The organism is Sphingomonas sp. LR55, assembly GCF_036856015.1.
Lineage (GTDB): Bacteria > Pseudomonadota > Alphaproteobacteria > Sphingomonadales > Sphingomonadaceae > Sphingomonas.
Window position 1 is genome coordinate 2055796 of sequence record NZ_JASPFO010000001.1, and the last position, 23244, is coordinate 2079039.

Genomic DNA, 23244 nt, shown 5'->3' on the forward strand with positions numbered 1-23244 from the left:
CCGCGCTTGCGGGTGGGAGGGTGAGGGGCGGTTGGGATCCGTCAACCGCCCCTCACCCTCCCGTCGCCAAGCGGCTCCTCCTTCCCTCTCCCCAGAGGGGCGAGGGAGTTAGATGCCTGGGGCGGGGTAAGCCAGGTATGCCAGGCGGCGGACTTCGCGGCGGCCACGAACGACCGTGTCGAGGATCAGGCCGGTGAAGACGTTGAGCGCGGCGAAGATGCCGAGGCCGGTGATCAGGATCGCGGTCGGGAAGCGCGGCACCTGGTGAATCTCGATATACGTCAGCACCAGCGGGATGCCGAGGATCAATGCGAGCAGGCCGAACACGCTGCCGATCGCGCCGAAGAACCAGAGCGGGCGCTCGATGCGGTACAGCGTCATGATCGTGCGGAGGATGCGCCAGCCGTCGCCGTATGTGCTGAGCTTCGATTCGGAGCCTTCGGGACGCGCGTAATAGGGCGTCTCGACCTCGCCGATCGGCATCTTGAGTTCAAGCGCGTGGACGCTGATCTCGGTCTCGATCTCGAACCCGGCCGAGAGCGACGGGAAGCTTTTACGAACCGGCGCGAGAAGACGCGGTACCCAGAGAGGATATCGGTGAAGCTGCGGCCGAACAGCCGGGCAAGCATACCGGTGAGCAGCGCGTTGCCGAACCGATGCCCGCGGCGATAGCTTTCCTGGACCTGGCTGATGCGCGAGCCGACGACCATGTCGAGCTGCTCATCCAGGACGCGAGCGACCAGATTCGGTGCGGAGGCTGCGTCGTAGGTCGCGTCGCCGTCGGCCATGACGTAGATGTCGGCGTCGATGTCGGCGAACATGCGGCGGACGACGGCGCCCTTGCCCTGGATGCGCTCGGTTCGGACGACGGCGCCGGCGGCGCGTGCGACCTCGACCGTGCGGTCTGCGCTATTGTTGTCGTAGACGTAGATGGTGGCGTTCGGCAGCGCGTCGCGGAAGCCCGCGATCGTCTGCGCGATCGCGGCTTCCTCGTTGTAGCAGGGGAGCAGGACGGCGATTCTCGGTTCGGTCATGCCCTGCCCTCAATACCAAAAACGATGCACCGGCCGCATCGTCCAAAACGCACTTCCCCGGCGGAGGCCGGGGCCCAATTGGGGAAGGTCCATAACGAAGCTTTGCACCCCGTTACAGCTACCTTTCCAATTGGGCCCCGGCCTCCGCCGGGGAGGTGGCTCAACTAATTCGCTCCGTCACCCCGAAAGTGGTTCGGAGTGACGGCAAGGCATTACGCCTCGGTCTTGGTCGCAGCCTTCTTGGCAACGGTCTTCTTCGCGGCCGGCTTCTTCGCCGGTGCGTCGGCAGCTTCGGTGCCCTCTGCGTTCTCAGCAGCGACCGGCGACGATTCCGTTACGGCCGTCTCTGCTTCGACAGGAGCCGCCTTCTTCTTGGCAGGCGCCTTCTTCGCAGGCTTGGCCTCGTCCGCTGCGTCCGAAGCCGGTGCTTCTTCCGTCACAGCCTCGTCCGAAGCTGGCTTGGCCTTCTTGGCTGCAGCCTTCTTCTTCGGCTTGTGATTGTCGTGATCATGCGTGTGCGTGCCGCTCGCGAAACCGTCCTCGCTCTCGATTGCTGCCTCGAGCTCCTCGCGCGTGGCTTCGCGGTCGGTGATCTCGGCCTTCTCGAACAGGAAGTCGACGACCTTGTCCTCGTACAGCGGCGCACGCAGCTGGGCGGCCGCCATCGGCTCCTGCTGGATGTACTGCATGAACTGCTGGCGCTGCTCGGCAGGATACTGCTGAGCTGCCTGCGCGAGCAGACGCTGCATTTCCTGGTTGGAAACCTCGACGCCGTTCGCCTGGCCGATCTCGGACAGGAGCAGGCCAAGGCGCACGCGACGCTCGGCGATCTTGCGGTAATCGTCGCGCTCGCCTTCCATCTCGGCCATCGCGGCCTCAGGATCGGCCTCATGCGTGGCTTCGTGCTGGAGCTGCGACCAGATCTGGTTGAACTCGGCCTCGACCATCGACGGCGGCACTTCGAAGTCGTGCCCCTCGGCGAGCTGGTCGAGCAGCTTGCGCTTCATGTGCGTGCGCGTGAGACCGTTATGCTCCTGCTCGATCTGACCCTTGAGCAGGCCCGTGAGCTGCTCGAGGCTCTCGAGACCCAGCGACTTCGCCAGATCCTCGTCGATCTTGCTCTCGCCCGCGGTCTTCACCGACTTGACGGTGATGTCGAACGTCGCCGGCTGGCCCGCAAGCGACTTCTCCTGATACTCCTCGGGGAAGGTCACGTTGAGGACCTTGTCGTCGCCGGTCTTTACGCCGACGAGCTGATCCTCGAAGCCCGGGATCAGACGACCCGCGCCGAGCTCGACGCCCATGTCAGTGCCGGTGCCGCCCTCGAACGCAACGCCGTCGGCGGTCTTGCCGACGAAATCGACGGTGACGAGATCGCCCATCGCCGCGACATAATCGTCGGCTGCGTCGTCCCACTTCTTCTGCTGGTCGGCGAACTTCTGGAGCTGCTCGGTGACCGCGTCGTCGGCGACGGGCACGGTCAGGCGCTCGAGCTTGATGCCGTCGATCGCCGGCGCCGGGACCTGCGGGAGGACCTCCATCTCGACCTTGACCACGGCGTCCTTGCCGATGTCATAGCCGTCCTCGAGCTCGACCGAAGGCTGCATCGCCGGGCGAAGCTGCTTCTCGGCGACGAGCGTCTGGACGCCCTCCTGGATCGCGGCGTTGACCGCGTCCTGAGTCAGCGCGGGGCCATGCATCTTGCGGATGAGGTTCGCCGGCACCTTGCCCGGACGGAAGCCCGGCATTTTCATCTGCGGCGCGAGGCGCTTCAGCTCGACATCGACCTTGGCATCGATATCCTTCGCGGTGATGGTGAGCGTGTAGGCGCGCTTGAGGCCCTCGTTCAACGTCTCGACAGTCTGCATGTCCGGCCTTTGTCTAAAAGAGCATTCGGGATAAATTCGTGTTGGCTGTCGCCCCGCCCGAGCGGCGGAGTGGTGCGGGCGAAGGGACTCGAACCCCCACATCTTGCGATGGCAGGACCTAAACCTGCTGCGTCTACCAGTTCCGCCACGCCCGCACAGGACATCGCCGTAGCGGGCGCGTCTATACCAACGTTGCACGTCGGGGCAAGCACGCAAGGCAACTACCAGGAAACTCGGGCAGGAAACTCGGGGCGACTGCACGCGTTGATGCGGCTGAAGGAGAGAGCATCATGGCTACCCAACCCCCGCAGAATTCCCCACCCCGAGCCAGCCGGCGCAGACCGACCACGCCGCCGCCCGAGTTCAACCCGCCCGCGCCGGACGTCGATTATCCCGATCCGGGCGCGCCCTCGACCGATCCCGCGCCGATGCAGCCGGAGTTTTGAGCATGGCCGATCCGCATTCCGGTACGAACCCCGAGACGCTGCCCGAAGACCGTGACGAGGACACGCGGAGCGATATCGAACAGGCGGTCGAATCGCGCTCCGACGCGGTCGAGCGCGGCGAAGGTGGCGAAGAGCCCGAGACGTTCACCGATAGCGGCCTTCCCGACGGTGTAGGCGGCACCGGTGGCGTGACCAAGAACCAAGACGGCGACGCGCAGTAAGCGTCATGACTTCGGCAGGTGGCGGTCGGTGCGATAAGCGTCGACCGCCATTAGCAAGCCCGATATTTCCGCCGTCGTGAGTAGCAAAGGGCGTTCGGCACCGTTGTGCGCCATGTGCTTGAAGCGCCACGCGCTGCTCTGATCGGTCACATAAAGCGCTGCGTTCATCTTGAGCAGCGCCGCGTCGATCGTAAATCCGACCGATTCCGATCGGGCACAGGCAAGGCCCCGCGAACACGACGCCCTCACGCGCGCAATCTTTTGCGTGGCAATCGATCGTGGCCCGGTCGGTGTCGCGTAATTCACCGCCTGCCAATCCGCCCAACCATAATCGCGGTACCGCACCGTCGCGTAGACCTGATACGCGGTCCGACCCGAGCACTTGTCGATGAACGCGCGGAGAAAAACATCGTCGGGCGCTATCCCCAGCAATGGCCTGCGCTTGGCAAACCCGTCCGCGGTCGTGATGGTCGCGACGGTGTCCAGATCATCGTCGTGAAGCGTCGTTCGCGCCTGGAACTGCGCAGGCGTCATGGCTGCAAGGCGTCGCTCGTCGTCGGGCTCACTCCTGCCCGACGCGTGTCCAGACGCAAGCGTCAGGATCGCGACCGTCAATGCCCACCTGATCGCCATGTGCCGCCCCCGGCCGTAAAGGAGCGCCTCACAAAGGCCGCATGCAAGCTATGGGAACGGCAATCTGGCCGGTTTCGGATCGGTCCCATACCACAGACTTAGCTCGCCTGCTCCGGTCAGCACCGATACACATTGTCGCAGCTAGTCTAAGACGTTGCTATTTCCACTGTTTAGGACCCGTCGATCTTCCCGCTTCCCAACCCTGGCCAGCCCTACACGCTCTATCTCGCGCTCGGCATAGTCGTCGTCGTGCTCGTCGTTGCGCGGCGCATTCCGATCGTGCGGACGCTGGTGAACATCGGCATGACGCTCGTGCTGGTCGGCTTGCTGTTCGTCGCGGTCGATCAGCGGCGTCAGTTCGATCCCTATGTCGGCAAGATCGCCCGGTTCCTGAAGATCGAGGATCAGCAGGTGGTCGGCGGCGAGGTTCGTATCCGTATGTCGCCGGATGGGCACTTCTGGGCACGGGCGACGATCGATGGGGTGAGCCAGCGGCTGCTGATCGACAGCGGCGCGACGATCACCGCGATCTCGGAGACGACGGCGGATGCGGCCGGGATCGAGGCGCGGGTCGGCGTTGTGCCGATCGTGTTGCAGACCGCCAATGGGTCTATCGCGGCGAAGACGGGGACGATCGCGAGCTTGCGCCTAGGCGCGATCGTCGCGCGGGATTTGCAGGTCGTGGTGTCGCCGGCGTTTGGCGAGACGAACGTGCTGGGGATGAACTTCCTGTCGCGGCTGGCGTCGTGGCGCGTGGAGGAGAATACGCTGATCCTCGTTCCGCATCATCCTCAGAAGGTGGATGCGTAAGGCTTCTTTGCCCATCCCCCTCCCCCGTTTTCACTCCGACCTCACCTTACCAACTTACCGCCACCCCGGCGGAGGCCGGGGCCCAGTTGGAAAGGTCGCAGTAACGTAGCACCGCGACAAGTTAGCAACGTCCCCCAACTGGGCCCCGGCCTTCGCCGGGGTGGGGCGTGTTGGAAACGGGCGAACTAAACTTCTGCTAGTTCCCTCGCGAACGCGGGGGCCCAGGAATCCAACAGCGCTACGCTTAGTTACCCTGGGCTCCCGCCTTCGCGGGAGAACGGACAAAGGCGGGAGATCGGTAGGTGGGGCAGACAGAGAGAGCGCGAAAGCCGCCAGCTTACGAAGCCACCGACTCCCCAAGCGCGCCCTTCAACACCTCGTTCACGACAGCAGGGTTAGCCTTCCCCCCATAGCCTTCATCGTCTGACCGACGAAGAACCCGAACAGCTTGTCCTTGCCGCCGCGGTAATCGGCAACCTTGTCCGCGTTCGCCGCCATAACCTCGGCGATCACAGCCTCGATCGCGCCGGTATCGCTGGTCTGCTTCAACCCACGATCCTCGACGACCTTCGCCGCGCCGTCCCCGGTCTCGAGCATCACCTCGAACACCTGCTTGGCAAGGCTGCCCGACAGCGTGCCATCCGCGATCAGCCCCAGCAGCTCCGCCGCCTGCGCCGGCGACACCGGCGAGTTCTCGATGTCCTTCCCCGTCCGGTTGAGCGCGCCGAACAACTCCGAGGTCGTCCAGTTGGCCGCCGCCGCCGGCTTCACGCCCGCGTCGAGCAAAGCATCGAACCACCGCGCCGCCTCGACCTCGGCGGTCAGCACCGTCGCCTGATACGGTGCAATACCGAGCGCCTCGTACCGAGCCCGCTTCGCGTCCGGCAACTCCGGCAGCGAAGCCCGGCACTCGGCTAAGAACGCATCGTCGAGCACGAGCGGCAACAGATCGGGATCGGGGAAGTAGCGGTAATCATGCGCGTCTTCCTTGGATCGCATCGAGCGCGTCTCGTTGCGATCGGGATCGTAGAGCCGCGTTTCCTGTTGGATCTTGCCACCGGCCTCCAGCACCTCGACCTGGCGCTTGGCCTCCTGCTCGACCACCGCCATCACGAAGCGCACCGAATTAACGTTCTTCGTCTCGGTCCGCGTGCCCAGCTCGTCGCCGGGCTTGCGCACGCTGACATTGACGTCGGCGCGCATCGAGCCCTCTTCCATGTTGCCGTCGCACGACCCGACATAGCGCAGGATCGATCGCAACTTCCGCAGGTAAGCCCCTGTTTCCGCCGGCGATGCCAGATCGGGCTTCGACACGATCTCCATCAGCGCGACGCCCGACCGGTTGAGATCGACATACGACTGGGTCGGATGCTGGTCGTGCATCAGCTTGCCCGCATCCTGCTCGACATGGATGCGCTCGACGCCGATCCGCTTGCCCGCGGCATCGGGGTTCTTTTCATCGAGGCTGATGTCGATCGCACCCTCACCGACGATCGGATGATAGAGCTGGCTGATCTGATAGCCCTGCGGCAGATCGGCGTAGAAGTAATTCTTCCGATCGAACCGCGACCATTTGTTGATCTGCGCCTCGATCGCCATGCCGGTGCGGACCGCCTGGCGGATGCACTCGCGGTTCGGCACCGGCAGCATCCCCGGCATCGCCGCATCGACCAGCGACACCTGCGTATTGGGCTCCGCGCCGAACGCGGTCGCCGCACCCGAGAAGAGCTTGGCGTTCGACGTCACCTGCGCGTGCACTTCGAGGCCGACCACGACCTCCCACTCGCCGGTTTCGCCCTGGATACGATAATCGCTCATGTTACCACCAAGCCTCTGGTCGCGCGGTGAATCCTGCTCGCTGTTCGATCGCGAGCCCTGCGTTCAGCACGCCTTGTTCGTCGAGCGGCTTGCCGATGATCTGTAGCCCGAGCGGCAGACCCTGCTTGTCGAGGCCACCCGGCACCGACATCGCTGGCAACCCCGCAAGCGAAGACGGCACGGTGAACACGTCGTTCAAATACATTGCGATCGGATCGGCCGACTTCTCGCCGAGCGCGAACGCCGCCGACGGTGCGGTCGGCGTCAGCAGGACGTCGCACGTCTCCCAAGCCCGCTCGAAATCACGCGCAATCAGCGTCCGGACCTTCTGCGCCTGCGTGTAATAGGCGTCGTAGAAACCGGCTGACAGCACATAGGTGCCGATCATGATGCGGCGCTTCACCTCGGGGCCGAAGCCATCCGCACGCGTCGCGGCGTACATGTCCTGCAGGCCGGCGCCGGTCGGCAGGTCGCGGATCCCGTAGCGGACGCCGTCATAGCGCGCGAGGTTCGACGACGCCTCGGCGGGCGCGATGATGTAATAGGCGGGCAACGCGTATTTGGTGTGCGGGAGTGAGACCTCGACGATCGTCGCGCCGGCATCCTTCAGCCAGGCGATGCCCTGCTGCCAGAGCGCCTCTATCTCCTCGGGCATCCCGTCGACGCGATATTCCTTGGGAATGCCGACGCGCAGGCCGTTGAGATTGCCGGACAAACCCGCTTCCCATTTCGGCACGTCGAGCTGCAACGAGGTGCCGTCCTTCGCATCGAACCCGGCCATCGCCTCGAGCAGGATCGCGCAGTCACGGACGTCGCGCGCCATCGGCCCGGCCTGGTCGAGCGACGAGGCGAACGCGATCGTCCCCCAGCGTGAGCAGCGGCCATAGGTCGGCTTGATGCCGCTGATGCCGGTGAAGGCGGCAGGCTGGCGGATCGAGCCGCCGGTGTCGGTGCCGGTCGCGCCGGGGCAGAGCCGTGCGGCCACTGCCGACGACGAGCCACCCGACGAGCCGCCGGGAGCCAGCGAGGCGTTACCGCCATCGTTGCGCTTCCACGGCGAGATCACGTTGCCGAACGCAGAGGTCTCGTTCGACGAGCCCATCGCGAACTGGTCCATGTTCAGCTTGCCGAGCATTCCCGCGCCCGCGTCCCACAAATTCTGCGAGACGGTCGACTCATAGGTCGGCGTGAAGCCTTCGAGGATGTGGCTCGCCGCGGTCGTCGTCACGCCCTTGGTGCAGAACAGGTCCTTCATGCCGATCGGCACGCCGGCCAACGGCTTGAGCGTCTCGCCGGCTGCGCGCGCGGTGTCGGCAGCAGTGGCGGCGGCGATCGCATGCTCCGGCGTCTCGACAAGAAACGCGTTCAACGCCTTGGCCTGGCTCACCTTTACGATGAACGCGTCGGCGACTTCGCGTGCCTTGAAGCTGCCATCGCGGACGCCGTTGCGGATGCCGGCGATCCCGAGATCTGTGAGGTCGGTCATTATTCGATCACCTTCGGCACGGCGAAGAACCCATGCTCTGCCACCGGGGCATTGGCCAAAACCTGCTCGCGAATGCCGCCGCCGGTCAGTGGGTCGGCGTTGACGACGTCATCGCGCAGCCGCAGCGTGTTGGGGATGACGGCGGTCATCGGCTCGATACCGGTCGTGTCGACCTCTTCGAGCATCTCGATCCAGCCAAGGATGTTTCCGAGTTCCGGCGCCATGCGGGCGGCGTCCTCGTCGGTGATCGCGATGCGCGCAAGGCTCGCGATCCGCTTCACGGTTGCAGTATCTACGGACATGCCCCGCGGCTAGCACCGCGTGGCGCGGGCGCGCAACACCCTTCTAGCTCGCGGCGCTTCTTGTTCCCCCGCGGAGGCGGGGGCCCAGGATTACAGAGGATGCCGCCCGAGATCCTGGGCCCCCGCCTCCGCGGGGGAACGAGCCAGTTCCGGGCCGCCGCCGGTTTCCCCAACGAGAAGGCGCCCGTTGCAACCTTCCCCCGCATACGGCACGGGAGCGACACCGCCTGCACGGAAGGTCCCGCTTGGCCCGCAAGTTTCTCTATTTCGTCGCCGCGATGATCGTCCTCGCGATCGCCGCATTGCTCGCCTATCGCCTCTACGGGACGGAGTTGATCCGGATCGCGATGGTCCCGCGCGAGACGTTTCAGGCGCAACGCGAGGCCCCGCGCAACATCTACGCGCGAAAGATCATGTGGCTCGCCCGCCCCGATGCGCCCGGCAACCCGGCGCTCTGGACGCCGCCCGGCTTCACCCCCGGCCAGCCCGGCACGGGTGCGGCGATCTTCTTCATCCACCCGACCTCGTACATCAACCGCGACCACTGGAATGCGCCGATCGACGATCCCGAGACCAACGCGCGGGCGGAACTGTTTCTGCGCGGCCAGGCGAGCGCGTTCAACGAGGCCGGCGACATCTGGGCACCACGCTACCGCCAGGCGACGTTCGGCGCGTTCCTGACCAGCGTCGCCGACAGCGAACGCGCGCTGGCCTTGGCCTATAGCGACGTGTCGGCGGCGTTCGACCGGTTCCTCAAGGAAGCTGGCCCGACCCGCCCGATCATCCTTGCCGGGCATAGCCAGGGCGCGCTCCACCTCACCCGCCTGCTCCGCGACCGGATCGCCACCGACCCGAAGCTGAAGGCACGGATCGTCGCAGCCTATGTCGTCGGCTGGCCCGTCTCGCGCGCGACCGACCTGCCGCGCATGGGCCTCCCCGAATGCCGCGCCGCCGACCAGACCGGTTGCATCCTGTCGTGGGAAAGCTTTGCCGAGCCCGCAGATCCGTCGTTGATCGTCGACACCTACGACCAGACCACCGGCTTCAACGGACAGCCGCGGAAAGCCACGCCGATGGTCTGCACCAACCCGCTGACCGGCACCGCCGACGCGACCGCGCCCGCCACTGCCAATCTCGGCACACTCGTCCCGTCAGCCGACCTCAAGACCGCGACGATCGCAATCGGCAGCGTTCCCGCGCGCTGCGCCGATCGCGGCTTCCTGCTGATCGGCGAGGGCCCGAACCTCGGGCCGTACGTGCTGCCGGGCAACAACTACCACGTATACGACTACAGCCTGTTCTGGGCGAACATCCGCGCCGACGCCAACCGCCGCCTCAAGGCTTTCGCGCAATGATCACCGTCTCCCCCGCCCTCTTCCGCGACGCGCTCCCGAACGGCGGCCGGCTGATCGGCCTCGACGTCGGCACCAAGACGATCGGCACCGCGCTGTGCGACGCCGGCTGGTCGTTCGCGAGCCCCGCGCTCCTGATCCGCCGCACCAAGTTCCAGAAGGACAAGGCCGCACTCGCCGAGATCATCAAGGCGCAGGCGGTCGTAGGACTCGTCATCGGCCTGCCGATCAACCTCGACGGCAGCGAAAGCCCGCGCTCGCAATCGACGCGGGCGTTCGCGCAGAACCTCAAGGACATGGGCCTGCCGATCCTGCTCCAAGACGAACGCTGGTCGACCGTCGCCGTCACCCGCACGCTGATCGAACAGGACGCCAGCCGCGCCAAACGCGCCGAACTCGTCGACAAGATGGCCGCCGCCTACATCCTCCAAGGCGCGATCGACGCGTTGGTCACGGCGCAGATCTAGCACGCCGTTAACCGTCCCTTGCCGGATGGCGTGCCATGCCATGCCGATGCCGCGCGCGACCGATCAGGACAGGCCGATGCCATGGTGGGCCACGCGCCGCTATGGCGCGCTGGTCAGCCTGCTGCTCGCGATCCCGCTGCTATGGCCAGCGATCCCGCCGCTGACCGATATATTCGGCCATCTGGCGCGCTACACGATCGTCGAACGGATCGACACATCGCCGTATCTGCACCAATGGTTCGCGACGCACTGGCAGCTCTCCGGCAATCTGGGCGTCGACCTGATCGCGGCCGCATTCGGCCCGGCCTTCGGCATCGTCCTCGTCACCAAGCTGACCATGATCGCGACCGCGGTGCTGACCGGCGGCGGCATGCTGCTGGTCGCGCGCGGCGCATTGTCGCCTCCCCGACCGCACCGTTCGCGTTGCCGCTCGTGTTCGGCATGCCGTTCCACTACAGCTTCCTCAACCACAGCCTGTCGCTCGCGCTGGTGTTCCCCGCGATCGCGCTTTGGTTGCGGCTGGGGTTGCGGCTGGATCGCGGCCTCGTCCGCGCCGCGGTCTTCGTGCCGATCGGCCTGGTGATCTGGATCACGCATATCGCCGGCTGGGGGCTGCTCGGCCTCGTCCTGTTCGCGATCGAGCTGGCAACCGCGCGACGCGATGGCGCCCCTTATTGGCGCGCGATCTTCGCCTGCCTGCCGCTCGCCGCCCCGCTTGCGCTCCTGCTCCTCCAGCCGGGCGGGTCGTCGGCGATCGGCGTCTCGCATTGGTTCGACGGATCGCTGAAGCTGTTCTTCGTCCTCGCCGTGCTGCGCGATCAGAACGCCGTGTTCGATATCGCCAGCGCCGTGCTGCTCTACGCGCTCGTCGTGTTCGGCCTGCGCGGGCTGGGTTTCCGCATGGAGCCACGCCTCGCCTGCGCGGCGGCGGCGGTGTTCGCGGCGTTCCTTCTCTTGCCCGGCATGATCATGGGGTCCGCGCTCGCCGACATGCGCGTGCTGCCCTGCGCGCTGGCGCTGGCGATCCTGTCGCTGTCGCCGACCAGCACGGCGCAACGTAACCTCAATCTGCTGGCCATCGCCGCGCTGGCATTTCTCGGGCTGCGGCTGGCGGTCCAGACGATCGGCTGGGCGCGCACCGCGACGCTGCAACGGGAACAGCTCGCCGCGCTCGACCATATCCCGCGCGGCAGCCGCGTGTTCGTGCTCGTCACGCTTCCCTGCGAGATCGGCGTGGAGCAGTCACCGGATGGATCATCTGGGGCTGATGGCGATCGTCCGGCGCGATGCGTTCGCCAACGGCGTGTGGAACATGCCGTCGTCGCAACTGACGGTGCACCGACCCGACGCCACCGGCTTCATCTATGCCGGCAGCCAGACGCTGTTCCCCGCCGGATGCCGGTACGACCCGCGGTACGACCTTCCCCGCGCCCTCGCGACGATGCCGAGTGCGGCGTTCGACTTCGTCTGGCTGATCGACACGCCGCGCGCCGACTGGCCGAACGATCGCGGCCTGCATCGGATATGGTCGGGCAACCGCGGCGCACTGTACCGGATCACGCGCGCCCATCTGAGCCTTGCCCCCCGCCCCCGCGGCCACTATCCCGCGGCTTTAATGCGCACTTCAGATCACCGCCCCGCCGCCCTCATCGAAGGCGGCGCCGTCTTCCCGCACCGGCATCTCACCGGCATCGACGGGCTCCAGCCGCACGAGATCGCGTTCCTGCTCGACGAGGCGGAGACCTGGGTCGGCGCGAACAGGACGCATGCGACACCCGACAAGCGGCTCGCGGGGCTCACCCAGATCAACGCGTTCTTCGAGAATTCCACGCGCACGCTGCTGTCGTTCGAGATCGCCGGCAAGCGGCTGGGGGCGGACGTCGTCAACATGCACGCCGCGCAGTCGAGCGTGAAGAAGGGCGAGACGCTGATCGACACCGCGATGACGCTGAACGCGATGCGCGCGGACGTGATCGTGATCCGGCATATGTCGAGCGGCGCGGTGCGGTTGATTGCGGACAAGGTCGACTGTCCGGTCCTGAACGCAGGCGACGGGCGGCACGAGCATCCCACGCAGGCGCTGCTCGACGCGCTGACGATCCGGCGGCGCAAAGGCTCGATCGCGGGGCAGCGCGTCGTGATCTGTGGCGATCTGCTGCACAGCCGGGTCGCGCGGTCGAACATCCTGGCGCTCACCGCGCTCGCCGCGGAGGTCCGCGTCTGCGCGCCCTCGACGCTGATGCCGCCGATGATCGAGCGGATGGGCGTCACCGCGTTCACCGATTTCGACAAGGCGCTGGAGGGTGCGGACGTGGTGATGATGCTCCGGCTCCAGAACGAGCGGATGGACGGGGCTTACGTGCCCTCCACGCGCGAGTATCGGCTGCGCTACGGACTGACGCTCGACCGGCTGGCGAAGGCGGCACCCGATGCGCTGGTCATGCACCCCGGCCCGATGAACCGCGGCGTCGAGATCGACTCGGCGGTCGCGGATCATGCGCGCTCGGCGATTATCGAACAGGTCGAGATGGGGGTCGCCGTCCGGATGGCCTGCCTCGACGTGCTGACACGAAGAGCGCGCGGCGTGGAGGGTTGGGCATGATCCTCGCACTCACCAACGCCACGCTCGCCTGCCCGGTCGGCGGCGTGACGAAGGGCAATGTACTGGTCCGCGACGGCGTGATCGTCGCGACCGGCATCGTCGATATTCCCTCGGATGCGGACATCCTCGATTGCGCGGGCAAGACCGTCGCGCCCGGGATCGTCGATCTCGGCGTGGCGAAGGTCGATCGTGCCGCCTTCCGGGCGGGCGGGATCGTGCGGATCGGCCTGATGCCCGACCAGTCGCCGGTGCTCGACGACCCCGGCATCGTCCAGCGCGCCGCGCTGATCGGCAAGCCCGACCTGTGGATCCACCCGATCGCCGCCGCCACGCGCGGGCTCGAAGGCCATGACCTTGCCGAGATGGCGATCTGCCTGTCGGCAGGCGCAAAGGCGGTCGGCACGGGGAAGCACTGGATCGCCGACAGCGGCGTGATGCGCCGCGTGCTCGCCTATGCGCGCGATCTCGACGTGACGGTGATTGCGCATGCCGAGGACGGGGGGCTCACCGCTGGCGCGGTCGCGACCGAAGGCGAGACCGCCACGCGGCTTGGCCTGCCCGCCGCGCCGGCTGTTGCCGAAGCCTTGGCGATCACACGCGACCTGATGCTCGCCGAGGATACCGGCGCGCGTCTCCACATCCGCCAGGTTACCACGGCGGCGGGGTTCGACCTGATCCGTGCGGCGAAGCGTCGCGGTGTGTCGGTGACGTGCGGGATCACGCCGGCACATCTGCATCTGTCGGAGATCGCGGTCAGTGATTTCCGATCGTTCGCGCTGCTCTCACCGCCACTTCGCGCGGAGAGCGACCGACAGGCGGCGCTGACGGCAATCGCGGACGGGACGATCGATGTGCTGTGTTCGGGTCACGAACCGCGCGGGCCGGAGGAGAAACGGCTGCCGTTCACGGACTCGAGCAGCGGGATGGCGGGCGCGGAGACGCTGCTGCCGCTCGCGCTGATGCTGGTGCGTGACGAGCACCTGACGCTGGAGCGGCTGTTCGCGCTGCTGGCGCGCAACCCGGCGCGGGTGCTGGGGCTCGATACGGGCACGCTCGAGGTGGGCAAGCCTGCCGACCTGATGCTGTTCGACAGCCAAGCGCCGTGGCAGATCGTTGGGGAGGCGTTCAAGGCCGACGCGGGGAATACGCCGTTCGACGGACTGCCGGTGCAAGGCCGCGTGCTACGGCTGTGGAAGGGTGGCCGCGAGGTTCGGTAAGCGGGCGATACCCCACCACACCACCCCGGCGGAGGCCGGGGCCCAATTGGGGAACGTCGCTAAATGAGCGATGCGCTCTGTTACGCCGACCTTTCCAATTGGGCCCCGGCCTTCGCCGGGGTGGTAGTTATTTCACAGACCTGACGTTTAGCCTGCCGCGCTTACCGCGAGGCCATCTGCATCCCAGGCTTGCGCAACCACTGCGCCATCGCGTCACCCGCGCCCATCCGGACGAAACACGCCCCGCCCTTGGCGCGGTACTGCCGGCACATCGAATCCGCCGCAGACCGGCTGAACCCACCGACCGACAGCCGGTAGAAATCCTCGCCATCCGCTTTGAAAGTCATGCCGTTGGGCGTGTAGCCTGCGAGCACCGCGAACCGCTTGGCGGCACGCCCCCACGCATCGCGCGCGACGCCGGCACTGTCGAACGCACCAAGCTGCACATACCAACGCCCGGTGGCAGGCGACTTCACCTGATACGCCGCGCTGGCCGTGCCGCGACCCATTGGCGCAGAAGCCGAGGCGATCTTGATCGGGCCACCCGCCGGACGGAGCATCATCGCCGGCAATGCCTGGACGACCTCCTGCCGCGGCCCGAACGACACCTTCGAAAAACCTGCGACCGGCGCTGCGGTTGGAACGGCAGCAACCTCGACCGGTGCCTCCACCGTCACCGGATCGACCGCCGCGAGCGCCTGTGCGGGCGCACCTGGCACCACGGGCGCAGGCGCGTTCAACGCGAGCGCAACCGGCTGCCCCGCATCCGCCGCCGCGCGCACGCCGAGCAGGCTCGCCACCTGATCCGACGCGTTGGCCGGCTGTGCGAACGCCGCCCATTGTTCGAGCCGCGCATCGACATCGGCGGGCGCCATGTCCGCCGCCGCGACCACGCGCGCCTCCTGCCAGCGCCCCGCCAGCGCAAAGCTCAACGCCAAATTCTGCCGCACCTTGGCGTTCGCCTCGGGCGACCGCGCGGTTTCGGTCAGCAGCGCGATCCCACCCGCGGTATCGCCCGCGAGCGACAGCGCCAGCCCGCGATCGGGCGCCGGGATGATCGCCGCGTGCGTCGCCAGCGTCTGCCGCGCCGCCTGCCAGTCGCCCGTCGCGACCTGCGCCAGTGCAAGGTTCAGCGCCGCCTTGCCGTTGGTCGGCGACAGCTGCAGCGTATCCGCGAACGCCTGCGACGCCGACGCGAACCGCCCGCCCTGCAGATAGCTCTGGCCGAGCAGCATGCGATAGTCCGCCGATTGCGGCATCAGCGCCACCGCCCCCTCGGCAAATCCGATCGCCGCCGGACCATCGCGCTTGGCAAGCGCGGTCTGCGCCCTGCCCGCATCCGTCGCCGCGCCCTTCGACGCGAGCGCCGTGCTGCGATCGCTGGCCGAAGCTATGCCGCCACCATTGGCCGCGCAGCCGACCATGGTGCCGCCGAGCATGAGGGCGGAAATGCTGCCGAGGATAAGTGCGCGCGTGGTCATCGGGATAATCCCTGTTTCAACGTTTTGGCGTGGCCGGCGGCAGTTGCGCGACGAGCGCATCCACTTCCGGCAAGGTCTGGAGAAAGGCATCGAGAGCGAGCGTGACGAGATGTTGCGACGACGATCCGGTGACCGCACTCGCCAACCGCAGCCGGAGATGACGGTCGGTATCGAGCCGCAACGTGAACGCGGCCTTCGCGCCCTTCGTCTTGGCACGAGTCTCGCGACCGATCCGCGCGGCGGTGGCGTTCGAGACCGACGCAACCGCAACCGGACGCTCGATCTCGACCTTCAACGCCTCGCGCGCGACCAGCACCGACGGCACGGCCGAGCCCATGTCGTTCCAGCCGAGATCGTCGCCCGCGTCATCAGAAGGCGCATTCAGATCCTGCGGCCGCATCGCCGGACGCGCGTCGCCCTTGCGCGCCAACAGCGACGACGACAGCGCGGCGCGTGGTTTGGGCTGGGCCATCTCAGCCGACGCCCCGACGGCCGAAGCCGCCTGCGACGGGACGCTGCCCCGCGGCGGCCGGCACGCTGAACACGGTGCGGCGGAAATTCTTCTCGAGCCGGTCGCAGACATAGGTCCACAGCGCCTCGATCTCGGCGGTCGAGCGGGTATTCGCGTCGAGCTCCATCACCGTCCGCCCGTCGATCATCGAGACGGCGAAGTCGGTGCGCTGGTGGACGATGACCGGCGCGACCGTGCCGTGCTGCGACAGCGCCAGCGTCGCGTCGGCGGTGATCCGCGCTTTGGGCGTGGCCGCGTTGACGACGAAGATCAGCGGCTTGCCGGCGCGGGCGCACATGTCGACGGTCGCACCGACCGCGCGCAGATCGTGCGGACTCGGCCGGGTCGGCACGACGATCAGCTCGGCGACCTGGATCACGCTCTGGATCGCCATCGTGATCGCCGGCGGCGTATCGATCATCGCCAGCTTGAAGCCTTGCTGGCGGAGAATTTCGAGATCGGCGGCGAGCCGCGCGACGGTGGTCTGCGCGAAGGCCGGCTCCTCGGCGGTGCGTTCGTTCCACCAGTCGGACAGCGAGCCCTGCGGATCGATGTCGATCAGCACCACTGGACCATGGCCCGCACGCTCCGCCTGGACGGCGAGATGACCCGTCAAGGTCGTCTTCCCCGATCCCCCTTTCTGCGATGCGAACGCCAGAACGCGCATAATCTGCCTGATCCCCCGATAGTCGCAGCCGGCATGGCAGGCGCGGGTCAAGAAGCGGTTAACAGCGCGTCATAATGGGGTTGATCCGAGCGAAATCGGTCGGAAATTACCCGTACGCCCTTTGCCTAACGCGGCGAACGGCGGCATGGTAGCGATGAGTCGATATGGGGTAGAGCGATGACGGTTGGGCGTAAGCTTCTGGTGGGTGCGATCGCACTGAGCGGCGTGTTCGCCGCCGTCCCCGCCTATGCCGATGTGAAGGCCGGCGTCGACGCCTGGGGCAAGGGCGATTACGCGCGGGCCGTCGGCGAGTGGCGACCGCTCGCGATCGCCGGCGATGCCGACGCGCAGTTCAACCTTGCACAGGCGTACAAGCTCGGCCGCGGCGTGCCGCTCGATCCCGGCCTCGCCGAAAGCTGGTTCCGCAAGGCGGCCTTGCAGGGGCATCTCCAGGCCGGCGACAATTACGGCCTTGCGCTGTTCCAGGCGGGGAAGAAGACCGATGCGCTGCCCTGGCTCGAAAAATCGGTCGCACGCGGCGAACCGCGGACGCAGCTGGTGCTCGGCACGATGCTGTTCAACGGCGATGGTGTGCCGCGCGATTTCCCCCGCGCCTATGCGCTGATGACGCGCGCATCGGCGTCCGGGTTGCAGTCGGCCTCGCAGACACTGGCGCAGATGGACCAGTATATTTCGCCCGCCGACCGCGAGAAGGGCACCGCGCTGGCGCAGCAATATGCGTTGCAGGCACCGCCCGCCGCCCCGTCGCAATCAACCGTCGGAGCGACCAGCGCACGGAACGACGTACCGGCGTCGCGGGTGGCCGAGACGCCGCGGCCTACGCGCTCGGCATCGAGTTCGCCGCCTGCTCGCGTTCCCACGCCGACGCGTGAGCCTGCGGCCAAGCCGACGCCGAAACCAGCGCAGGTAAAGGCGGTTGTGGCAAAGCCCGCGCCCAAGCCTGCGCCGGTCAAGGCGACCGGCAACTGGCGCGTCCAACTCGGTGCGTTCCGCGATCAGGGCAATGCCGAGACGCAGTGGAACAAGGTGCGCGGCAGGCTGCGTGGCGCGCAGCCTTTCTACACCAAGGCGGGCACCGTGACGCGGCTCCAGGCCGGCGGCTTCTCGTCGAAGGCGGACGCGACGCGCGCCTGCTCGGCGGCGGGCGTGCCGTGCGTGATCGTCGCGCCCTGACCTAATGCGTCGCGATGCGGTGATACTCTGACGATACTCATGACGGGGATGTGCGAATGTTCTTCCTGACCCTGGCGTTGCTGTCGGCGCCATCGACCTGCACCGAGATCAAGCAGCAGTGCCGCGCGTGCCCGACCGAGGGCAGCCTCAAGGGGTGTTCGACGGTCGGCATCGCCTGCCAGCCGGCCCGGCGCGTATGCGAACCCGCTGCACCTGCAAAAGCCGTGGTACGGCCGGATCGCGGCATCGACAAACGGTCGCATTGAACGACGGTGGTGCCGTCGTTGCGGGGGGGACCTGACGCGGCAGGGATCAATTAGCCGGACCGGTCGTTTCGTTTCGACATCGACCGGGAGCTAGATGAATGATTAAGACCTTGGCGCTGGCATTTGCCGGCGCAACGCTGTTAGCCGCGTGTTCTGGCGAGCAGCCTGCAACGACCAATAGCGATGCGATGACGGAAAACGGCGTGTCGTTGCGCAACCTCGCGGAAACCGACGTGGCCGTCCCCAAACCCGAGCAGCTGACGGTCAAGGGCCGGCTGATCCCGACCCCGTCCGATCCGACCTCGCGGCACTTCCTGCTGCGCGAACGCAAGGCGGCCAGCGGCACGATCATCGCAATCCTGCGTCAGGAGCATGATGGTAAAGTCGCCTATGCGCGCACCGAGACCGATTGCGCCAACCGCCTGTTCCATGTGCTGGGCGTCGGCCCCAACCGCGCGCTGGTAGAAACCAACATCGCGCATGACGGCCCGCTGCGGCCGATCAAGGGGCTGCCGTTGCGCGAGGAACTGGCGACGTATGTCTGTGAAGCGAGCGGCACGCCGCTGGCGAAGGCGTAACCAAATCCAGGTCGGCGATCGTACAGGCCGCCGACCACCCTAGTCCGTCATCCTGGGCTTGACCCAGGATCCAGTGCCAAGGGGAACGTCGCCTATGGCTCTGGATCCTGACTTTCGTCAGGATGACGGACCTGGATTACTCTGCAACCCAATCGCGTTTCGGAATGCCCTGCGCATAGAGCAGCGCCGTCAGATCCCGATGATCGATCCGCGCCGCCGCAGCCGCCGCGACAATCGGCTTGGCGTGATACGCCACTCCCAACCCCGCCGCCTCGATCATTGCCAAGTCGTTCGCACCGTCGCCGACTGCGAGCGACTCTTCGACCACGATCCCCCGCTCGGCAATTGCCGCCCGCAGCGTAGTCAGCTTCGTGTTCGACGCGACGATCGGCTTGGTCACCGTCCCCGTCAGCACGCCGCCGTCGATCTTCAGCACGTTGGCGATCGCGCGATCGAAGCCGATCTCCTTCGCCACCGGCTCCGCGAACCGCGTGAACCCGCCCGACACCAGCACCGCCAGCGCCCCGCGCGACCGCATCGTCCGAACCAGCGCCTTCGCGCCCGGCATGATCGTCACGCGCTCGGCGAGGCAGCGTTCGATGTCTGACTCCGCCAGCCCCTTAGCAGTGCCACCCGCGCATCCAGCGCCGCCTCGAAATCGAGTTCGCCGCGCATCGCGCGTTCGGTGATCTCGGCGATCTGCGGCTTGATCCCAGCATAGTCGGCGAGTTCGTCGATGCATTCGACGGTGATCATCGTCGAGATCCATGTCGGCGACCAGCAGCGTCTTGGTCCGCGTCAGGCTCGACTGCACGACCACGTCGGTCGCCGCGAACGCGCCCTCAAGTGCGCCCCGAGCCGCATCCGGCGCCATCCCGAAGATCAGGTCCGCCGCGTCGCCCTCGTCGATCCAGCCGCTCGCGCCCGGTGCGCAGCCCGCGTCGCGCAGGCGGTCCATCGCGGTCGAAATATCGCCTGCGGTCAGCGTGCCCGAGGCTATAAGCGTTGCCGTGAACATAGAAACTCTCCCGAAGGTCGCGCTCATCGCAGGGCCGACCGCGAGCGGCAAGTCCGCGCTCGCACTGGCCATCGCCGCGCGCCACGACGGCGTCGTCGTCAACGCGGACTCCGCGCAGGTCTATGCCGACCTCCGCATCCTCACCGCGCGGCCTTCGGTCGAAGAAGAAGCGAGCGCCCCGCACCGGCTGTTCGGCCATATCGACGCAGCCGACGCGGGCTACTCCGCCGCGCGCTGGGCCGCCGAGGCGACGCAGGCGATCCACGATACGCTGGCCGAGGGGAAACTGCCGATCCTGGTCGGCGGCACCGGGCTCTATATCCGCACCTTGCTCGACGGGATTGCCCCCGTCCCCGCGATCGACCCGGCCCTCCGCGAAGACATCCGCGCCCTACCCGTGGCGGAAGCGCACGCCGCGCTCGCGCAACTCGATCCGCAAGCCGCCGCCAAGCTCAACGCAGCCGACACCACCCGCGTCGCCCGCGCGCTAGAAGTCGTCCGCGGCACCGGCCGCACGCTCGCCGACTGGCAGACCGAAAAGATCGGCGGGATCGGCGACACGATCGACGTCCGCGCGCTGATCCTGATCCCCGACCGCGACTGGCTTAACGCGCGCATCGACCAGCGTTTCGCCGAGATGGCCGACACCAGCCGCGACGAAATTACCGCGCTGCTCGCCCGCAGCGATATCCCACAGGACGCCCCGATCCGCCGCGCGATCGGCGTTCCCGAGATCGCCGCGCTGGTCCGCGGCGAGACCTCGAAACTCGACGCCATCGCCGCCGGATCGCTCGCCACGCGGCGCTATGCCAAGCGCCAATACACATGGCTCAGACACCAGCCACCTACCGACTGGACCCGCACCGAAGCCCTCGACCTGCCAACGCGCTTGCAGCAATTTGAAACTATATTGCTCAAATGATGTTTGACACGCATCTTTTATATCGGTAGCCGGCCCCTCCACGAGACGCTAAAGGCAGCGCTCTCGCAAAGGATGATATGAAATGACCGAGAAGAGTGGAGCCGATATCCTGATCGAGGCGCTGTGCGATCTCGGCGTGGAGGTCGTCTTCGGCTATCCGGGTGGTGCCGTGCTGCCGATCTACGACGCGTTGTTTCGCTCGGGTCGGATCAAGCACATTCTGGTGCGCCACGAACAGGCTGCGACGCATGCCGCCGAAGGCTATGCGCGCTCGACCGGCAAGCCTGGCGTGGTGCTCGTCACCTCTGGCCCTGGCGCGACCAATGCCGTGACCGGCATCACTGACGCGCTGATGGATTCTGATCCCGATGGTCGTGATCACCGGTCAGGTGCCGACCGCACTGATCGGCACCGATGCGTTCCAGGAGGCCGATACCGTCGGCATCACGCGCCATTGCTCGAAGCACAATTACCTCGTGAAGGACCCCGCCAAGCTTGGCGACGTGATCCACGAGGCGTTCCATATCGCCACCTCGGGTCGCCCGGGGCCGGTGGTCGTCGACATTCCCAAGGACGTGCAGGTCGCCACCGCGCGGTACAAGAAGCCGGGGCCGATCCAGCACAAGACCTATCGCCCGCAGGTGAAGGCCGACCAGTCGCAGATCGAGCAGCTCGTCGACATGCTCGCCGCGGCCGAACGTCCGATCCTGTACACCGGCGGCGGCATCATCAATTCGGGCCCGGCCGCGAGCCAGTTGCTGTGCGAACTCGTCCGCATCACCGGCGCGCCGGTTACGTCGACGCTGATGGGCCTTGGCGCCTATCCCGCGTCGGGGCCGCAGTGGCTCGGCATGCTCGGGATGCACGGCACGTACGAGGCGAACATGGCGATGAACCAGGCCGACCTCGTTGTCGCGCTCGGTTCGCGCTTTGACGACCGCGTGACCGGGCGGCTCGATGCGTTCAGCCCGAACTCGCGGAAAGTGCATGTCGACATCGATCGCTCGTCGGTGAACAAGACGGTGCGCGTCGATCTCGGCATCATCGCCGACGTCGGCCACGCGCTCGAGGACATGGTGCGGATCTGGAAGAGCCACCAGCATCCCAAGCCCGACACGACCGACTGGCAGCGGCGGATCGCTGGCTGGCGCGCGGTGAAGTGTCTCGATTTCCCCGAGAACGATCCGAACGAGATCATGCCGCAGCGCGCGATCCGGGCGCTGTTCGACGCGACGCAGGCGCAGTCGCCGATCATCACGACCGAGGTCGGCCAGCACCAGATGTGGGCGGCGCAGCATTTCGGGTTCGAGAAGCCGAACAAGTGGCTGACCAGCGGCGGTCTCGGCACGATGGGCTATGGCCTGCCCGCCGCGATCGGCGCGCAGCTCGGCAACCCGAACGCGCTGGTCATCGACATCGCCGGCGAGGCGTCGATCCAGATGAACATCCAGGAGCTGGCGACGGCGTCGCAATACCGGTTGCCGGTGAAGATCTTCATCCTCAACAACCAGTATATGGGCATGGTCCGCCAGTGGCAGGAGCTCACCTATGAGAGCCGCTATGCCGAGAGCTATTCGGATTCGCTGCCCGATTTCGTCAAGCTCGGCGAAGCCTATGGTTGGAAGGGCATCCTGATCGAGACGCGCGACCAGCTCGACAGCGGGATCGCCGAGATGCTGGCCTATGACGGCCCGGTGATCGTCGACTGCCGCGTGTCGCAGCTGACCAACTGCTTCCCGATGATCCCGTCGGGGGCCGCGCATACCGACATGATCCTGCAGGCGAACGAAGTGTCCGGCACGATGGACGACGAAGCGAAGGCGCTGGTTTGATGCACATTTCCCAGGAAAAGGCCGAGCGACACACGCTCGCCGTCATCGTCGACAACGAACCGGGCATCCTCGCCCGGATCGCCGGCCTGTTCACCGCGCGCGGCTATAATATCGAAAGCCTGACGGTGAGCGAGATCACCGCGGACAAGTCGGTCAGCCGGATCACGATCGTCACCAGCGCGTCGCCGGCGACGATGGAGCAGATCATCGCGCAGCTCGACCGCCTCGTCCCCGTACACAAGGTCACCGACCTGACCGCACAGGGCGCGCACGTCGAACGCGAACTCGCCCTAGTGAAGGTGCGTGGCACCGGCGACCACCGGATCGAGGCGCTGCGCCTTGCCGACGTCTACCGCGCGCGCGTGGTCGATGCGACGACCTCGAGCTTTGTGTTCGAGGTCACCGGCGGGATCGACAAGATCGACAAGTTCGTCGAACTCATGGGTGAAGTCGGTCTGATCGAAGTCGCCCGAACCGGCATAGTCGCGATCGCCCGCGGCAAAGAGCCGGCTTAACACT

The 23244-nt window shown here is 66.7% G+C and carries 21 protein-coding genes, 1 tRNA gene and 3 pseudogenes; 13 read left to right on the plus strand and 12 right to left on the minus strand.

The window, feature by feature from the left end:
- Positions 1–108 precede the first annotated feature (108 nt).
- The 3 genes and pseudogenes from QP181_RS09735 to QP181_RS09745 form a co-directional block, all read right to left on the minus strand.
- Positions 109–1034, minus strand: a pseudogene (locus QP181_RS09735) (glycosyltransferase family 2 protein).
- A 212-nt stretch (positions 1035–1246) separates the two neighbouring features.
- Positions 1247–2902: a trigger factor gene (gene tig, locus QP181_RS09740; protein ID WP_333928388.1), complete on the minus strand. Its 1656-nt coding sequence runs from the start codon at positions 2900–2902 to the stop codon at positions 1247–1249.
- Positions 2903–2972: 70 nt separating this feature from the next.
- A tRNA-Leu gene (locus tag QP181_RS09745) sits at positions 2973–3057 on the minus strand.
- Between the two features lie 135 nt (positions 3058–3192).
- Here QP181_RS09745 and QP181_RS09750 point away from each other — a divergent pair.
- Together QP181_RS09750 and QP181_RS09755 are read left to right on the plus strand one after the other, a co-directional pair.
- Positions 3193–3348 (plus strand): hypothetical protein, encoded by a 156-nt coding sequence (locus QP181_RS09750; protein WP_333928389.1) that lies wholly within the window; start codon positions 3193–3195, stop codon positions 3346–3348.
- 2 nt (positions 3349–3350) lie between these two features.
- Complete coding sequence (locus QP181_RS09755; RefSeq protein ID WP_333928390.1) at positions 3351–3569, plus strand: hypothetical protein; 219 nt, start codon at positions 3351–3353, stop codon at positions 3567–3569.
- Positions 3570–3572: 3 nt separating this feature from the next.
- Here the strand turns inward: QP181_RS09755 and QP181_RS09760 are convergent, their stop codons facing one another.
- Positions 3573–4202 (minus strand): hypothetical protein, encoded by a 630-nt coding sequence (locus tag QP181_RS09760; protein WP_333928391.1) that lies wholly within the window; start codon positions 4200–4202, stop codon positions 3573–3575.
- A 249-nt stretch (positions 4203–4451) separates the two neighbouring features.
- On the opposite strand from QP181_RS09760, the gene QP181_RS09765 reads away from it, so the two are divergent.
- Positions 4452–5012, plus strand: coding sequence for a retropepsin-like aspartic protease family protein (locus tag QP181_RS09765; protein WP_333928392.1), 561 nt, complete (start codon positions 4452–4454; stop codon positions 5010–5012).
- Between the two features lie 337 nt (positions 5013–5349).
- Here QP181_RS09765 and gatB read toward each other — a convergent pair.
- The 3 genes and pseudogenes from gatB to gatC form a co-directional block, all read right to left on the minus strand.
- Positions 5350–6830, minus strand: a pseudogene (gatB, locus tag QP181_RS09770) (Asp-tRNA(Asn)/Glu-tRNA(Gln) amidotransferase subunit GatB).
- Position 6831: 1 nt separating this feature from the next.
- Positions 6832–8316 carry an Asp-tRNA(Asn)/Glu-tRNA(Gln) amidotransferase subunit GatA gene (gene gatA, locus QP181_RS09775; protein ID WP_333928393.1) on the minus strand — a complete coding sequence of 495 codons (1485 nt, stop codon included), beginning with the start codon at positions 8314–8316 and terminating at the stop codon, positions 6832–6834.
- A complete protein-coding gene (gene gatC, locus QP181_RS09780; RefSeq protein ID WP_056048145.1) occupies positions 8316–8618 on the minus strand; it encodes an Asp-tRNA(Asn)/Glu-tRNA(Gln) amidotransferase subunit GatC in 303 nt (100 codons plus the stop codon). Before gatC ends, gatA begins: the two co-directional genes overlap by 1 nt.
- 245 nt (positions 8619–8863) lie before the next feature.
- Here gatC and QP181_RS09785 point away from each other — a divergent pair, with 245 nt between their 5' ends.
- Both QP181_RS09785 and ruvX read left to right on the plus strand, forming a co-directional pair.
- Positions 8864–9973, plus strand: a complete 1110-nt coding sequence (locus tag QP181_RS09785) for a DUF3089 domain-containing protein (protein ID WP_333928394.1) — start codon at positions 8864–8866, stop codon at positions 9971–9973.
- Complete coding sequence (gene ruvX / locus QP181_RS09790) at positions 9970–10437, plus strand: Holliday junction resolvase RuvX (RefSeq protein ID WP_332754541.1); 468 nt, start codon at positions 9970–9972, stop codon at positions 10435–10437. Before QP181_RS09785 ends, ruvX begins: the two co-directional genes overlap by 4 nt.
- A gap of 189 nt (positions 10438–10626) precedes the next feature.
- Here the strand turns inward: ruvX and QP181_RS09795 are convergent, their stop codons facing one another.
- Complete coding sequence (locus tag QP181_RS09795; RefSeq protein WP_333928395.1) at positions 10627–11616, minus strand: hypothetical protein; 990 nt, start codon at positions 11614–11616, stop codon at positions 10627–10629.
- 436 nt (positions 11617–12052) lie between these two features.
- On the opposite strand from QP181_RS09795, the gene QP181_RS09800 reads away from it, so the two are divergent.
- Both QP181_RS09800 and QP181_RS09805 read left to right on the plus strand, forming a co-directional pair.
- A complete protein-coding gene (locus QP181_RS09800) occupies positions 12053–13039 on the plus strand; it encodes an aspartate carbamoyltransferase catalytic subunit (protein ID WP_333929609.1) in 987 nt (328 codons plus the stop codon).
- On the plus strand, positions 13036–14256 hold the full coding sequence (locus tag QP181_RS09805; RefSeq protein ID WP_333928396.1) for a dihydroorotase: 1221 nt from the start codon (positions 13036–13038) through the stop codon (positions 14254–14256). Before QP181_RS09800 ends, QP181_RS09805 begins: the two co-directional genes overlap by 4 nt.
- Before the next feature lie 161 nt (positions 14257–14417).
- Here the strand turns inward: QP181_RS09805 and QP181_RS09810 are convergent, their stop codons facing one another.
- From QP181_RS09810 to QP181_RS09820, 3 genes are read right to left on the minus strand one after another with little or no spacing between them, the layout of a single operon-like run.
- On the minus strand, positions 14418–15737 hold the full coding sequence (locus tag QP181_RS09810) for an SPOR domain-containing protein (RefSeq protein WP_333928397.1): 1320 nt from the start codon (positions 15735–15737) through the stop codon (positions 14418–14420).
- A gap of 16 nt (positions 15738–15753) precedes the next feature.
- Complete coding sequence (locus QP181_RS09815) at positions 15754–16209, minus strand: hypothetical protein (RefSeq protein WP_333928398.1); 456 nt, start codon at positions 16207–16209, stop codon at positions 15754–15756.
- Between the two features lies 1 nt (position 16210).
- Positions 16211–16915, minus strand: a complete 705-nt coding sequence (locus QP181_RS09820; protein ID WP_132898105.1) for an AAA family ATPase — start codon at positions 16913–16915, stop codon at positions 16211–16213.
- 177 nt (positions 16916–17092) lie between these two features.
- Between QP181_RS09820 and QP181_RS09825 the strand changes: the two genes are divergently transcribed.
- The 3 genes from QP181_RS09825 (at position 17093) to QP181_RS09835 (ending at position 18953) form a co-directional block, all read left to right on the plus strand.
- Positions 17093–18109: an SPOR domain-containing protein gene (locus QP181_RS09825; protein WP_333928399.1), complete on the plus strand. Its 1017-nt coding sequence runs from the start codon at positions 17093–17095 to the stop codon at positions 18107–18109.
- Positions 18110–18165: 56 nt separating this feature from the next.
- Positions 18166–18375 (plus strand): hypothetical protein, encoded by a 210-nt coding sequence (locus tag QP181_RS09830; protein WP_333928400.1) that lies wholly within the window; start codon positions 18166–18168, stop codon positions 18373–18375.
- Positions 18376–18473: 98 nt separating this feature from the next.
- Positions 18474–18953: a hypothetical protein gene (locus tag QP181_RS09835; protein ID WP_333928401.1), complete on the plus strand. Its 480-nt coding sequence runs from the start codon at positions 18474–18476 to the stop codon at positions 18951–18953.
- 136 nt (positions 18954–19089) lie between these two features.
- On the opposite strand, the gene QP181_RS09840 is transcribed toward QP181_RS09835, so the two are convergent.
- Positions 19090–19971: an HAD-IB family phosphatase gene (locus tag QP181_RS09840; protein WP_333928402.1), complete on the minus strand. Its 882-nt coding sequence runs from the start codon at positions 19969–19971 to the stop codon at positions 19090–19092.
- On the opposite strand from QP181_RS09840, the gene miaA reads away from it, so the two are divergent.
- The 3 genes and pseudogenes from miaA to ilvN all read left to right on the plus strand — a co-directional run bounded on the left by miaA (position 19964) and on the right by ilvN (position 23240).
- The gene (gene miaA, locus QP181_RS09845) at positions 19964–20893 is read left to right on the plus strand and encodes a tRNA (adenosine(37)-N6)-dimethylallyltransferase MiaA (RefSeq protein WP_333928403.1); all 930 of its coding nucleotides are present in this window, start codon (positions 19964–19966) and stop codon (positions 20891–20893) included. The genes QP181_RS09840 and miaA overlap by 8 nt on opposite strands.
- 82 nt (positions 20894–20975) lie before the next feature.
- A pseudogene (locus tag QP181_RS09850) lies at positions 20976–22725 on the plus strand (acetolactate synthase 3 large subunit).
- Positions 22725–23240: an acetolactate synthase small subunit gene (gene ilvN, locus QP181_RS09855; protein WP_056048113.1), complete on the plus strand. Its 516-nt coding sequence runs from the start codon at positions 22725–22727 to the stop codon at positions 23238–23240. The pseudogene QP181_RS09850 and the gene ilvN overlap by 1 nt, the downstream one beginning before the upstream one ends.
- Positions 23241–23244: the final 4 nt, after the last annotated feature.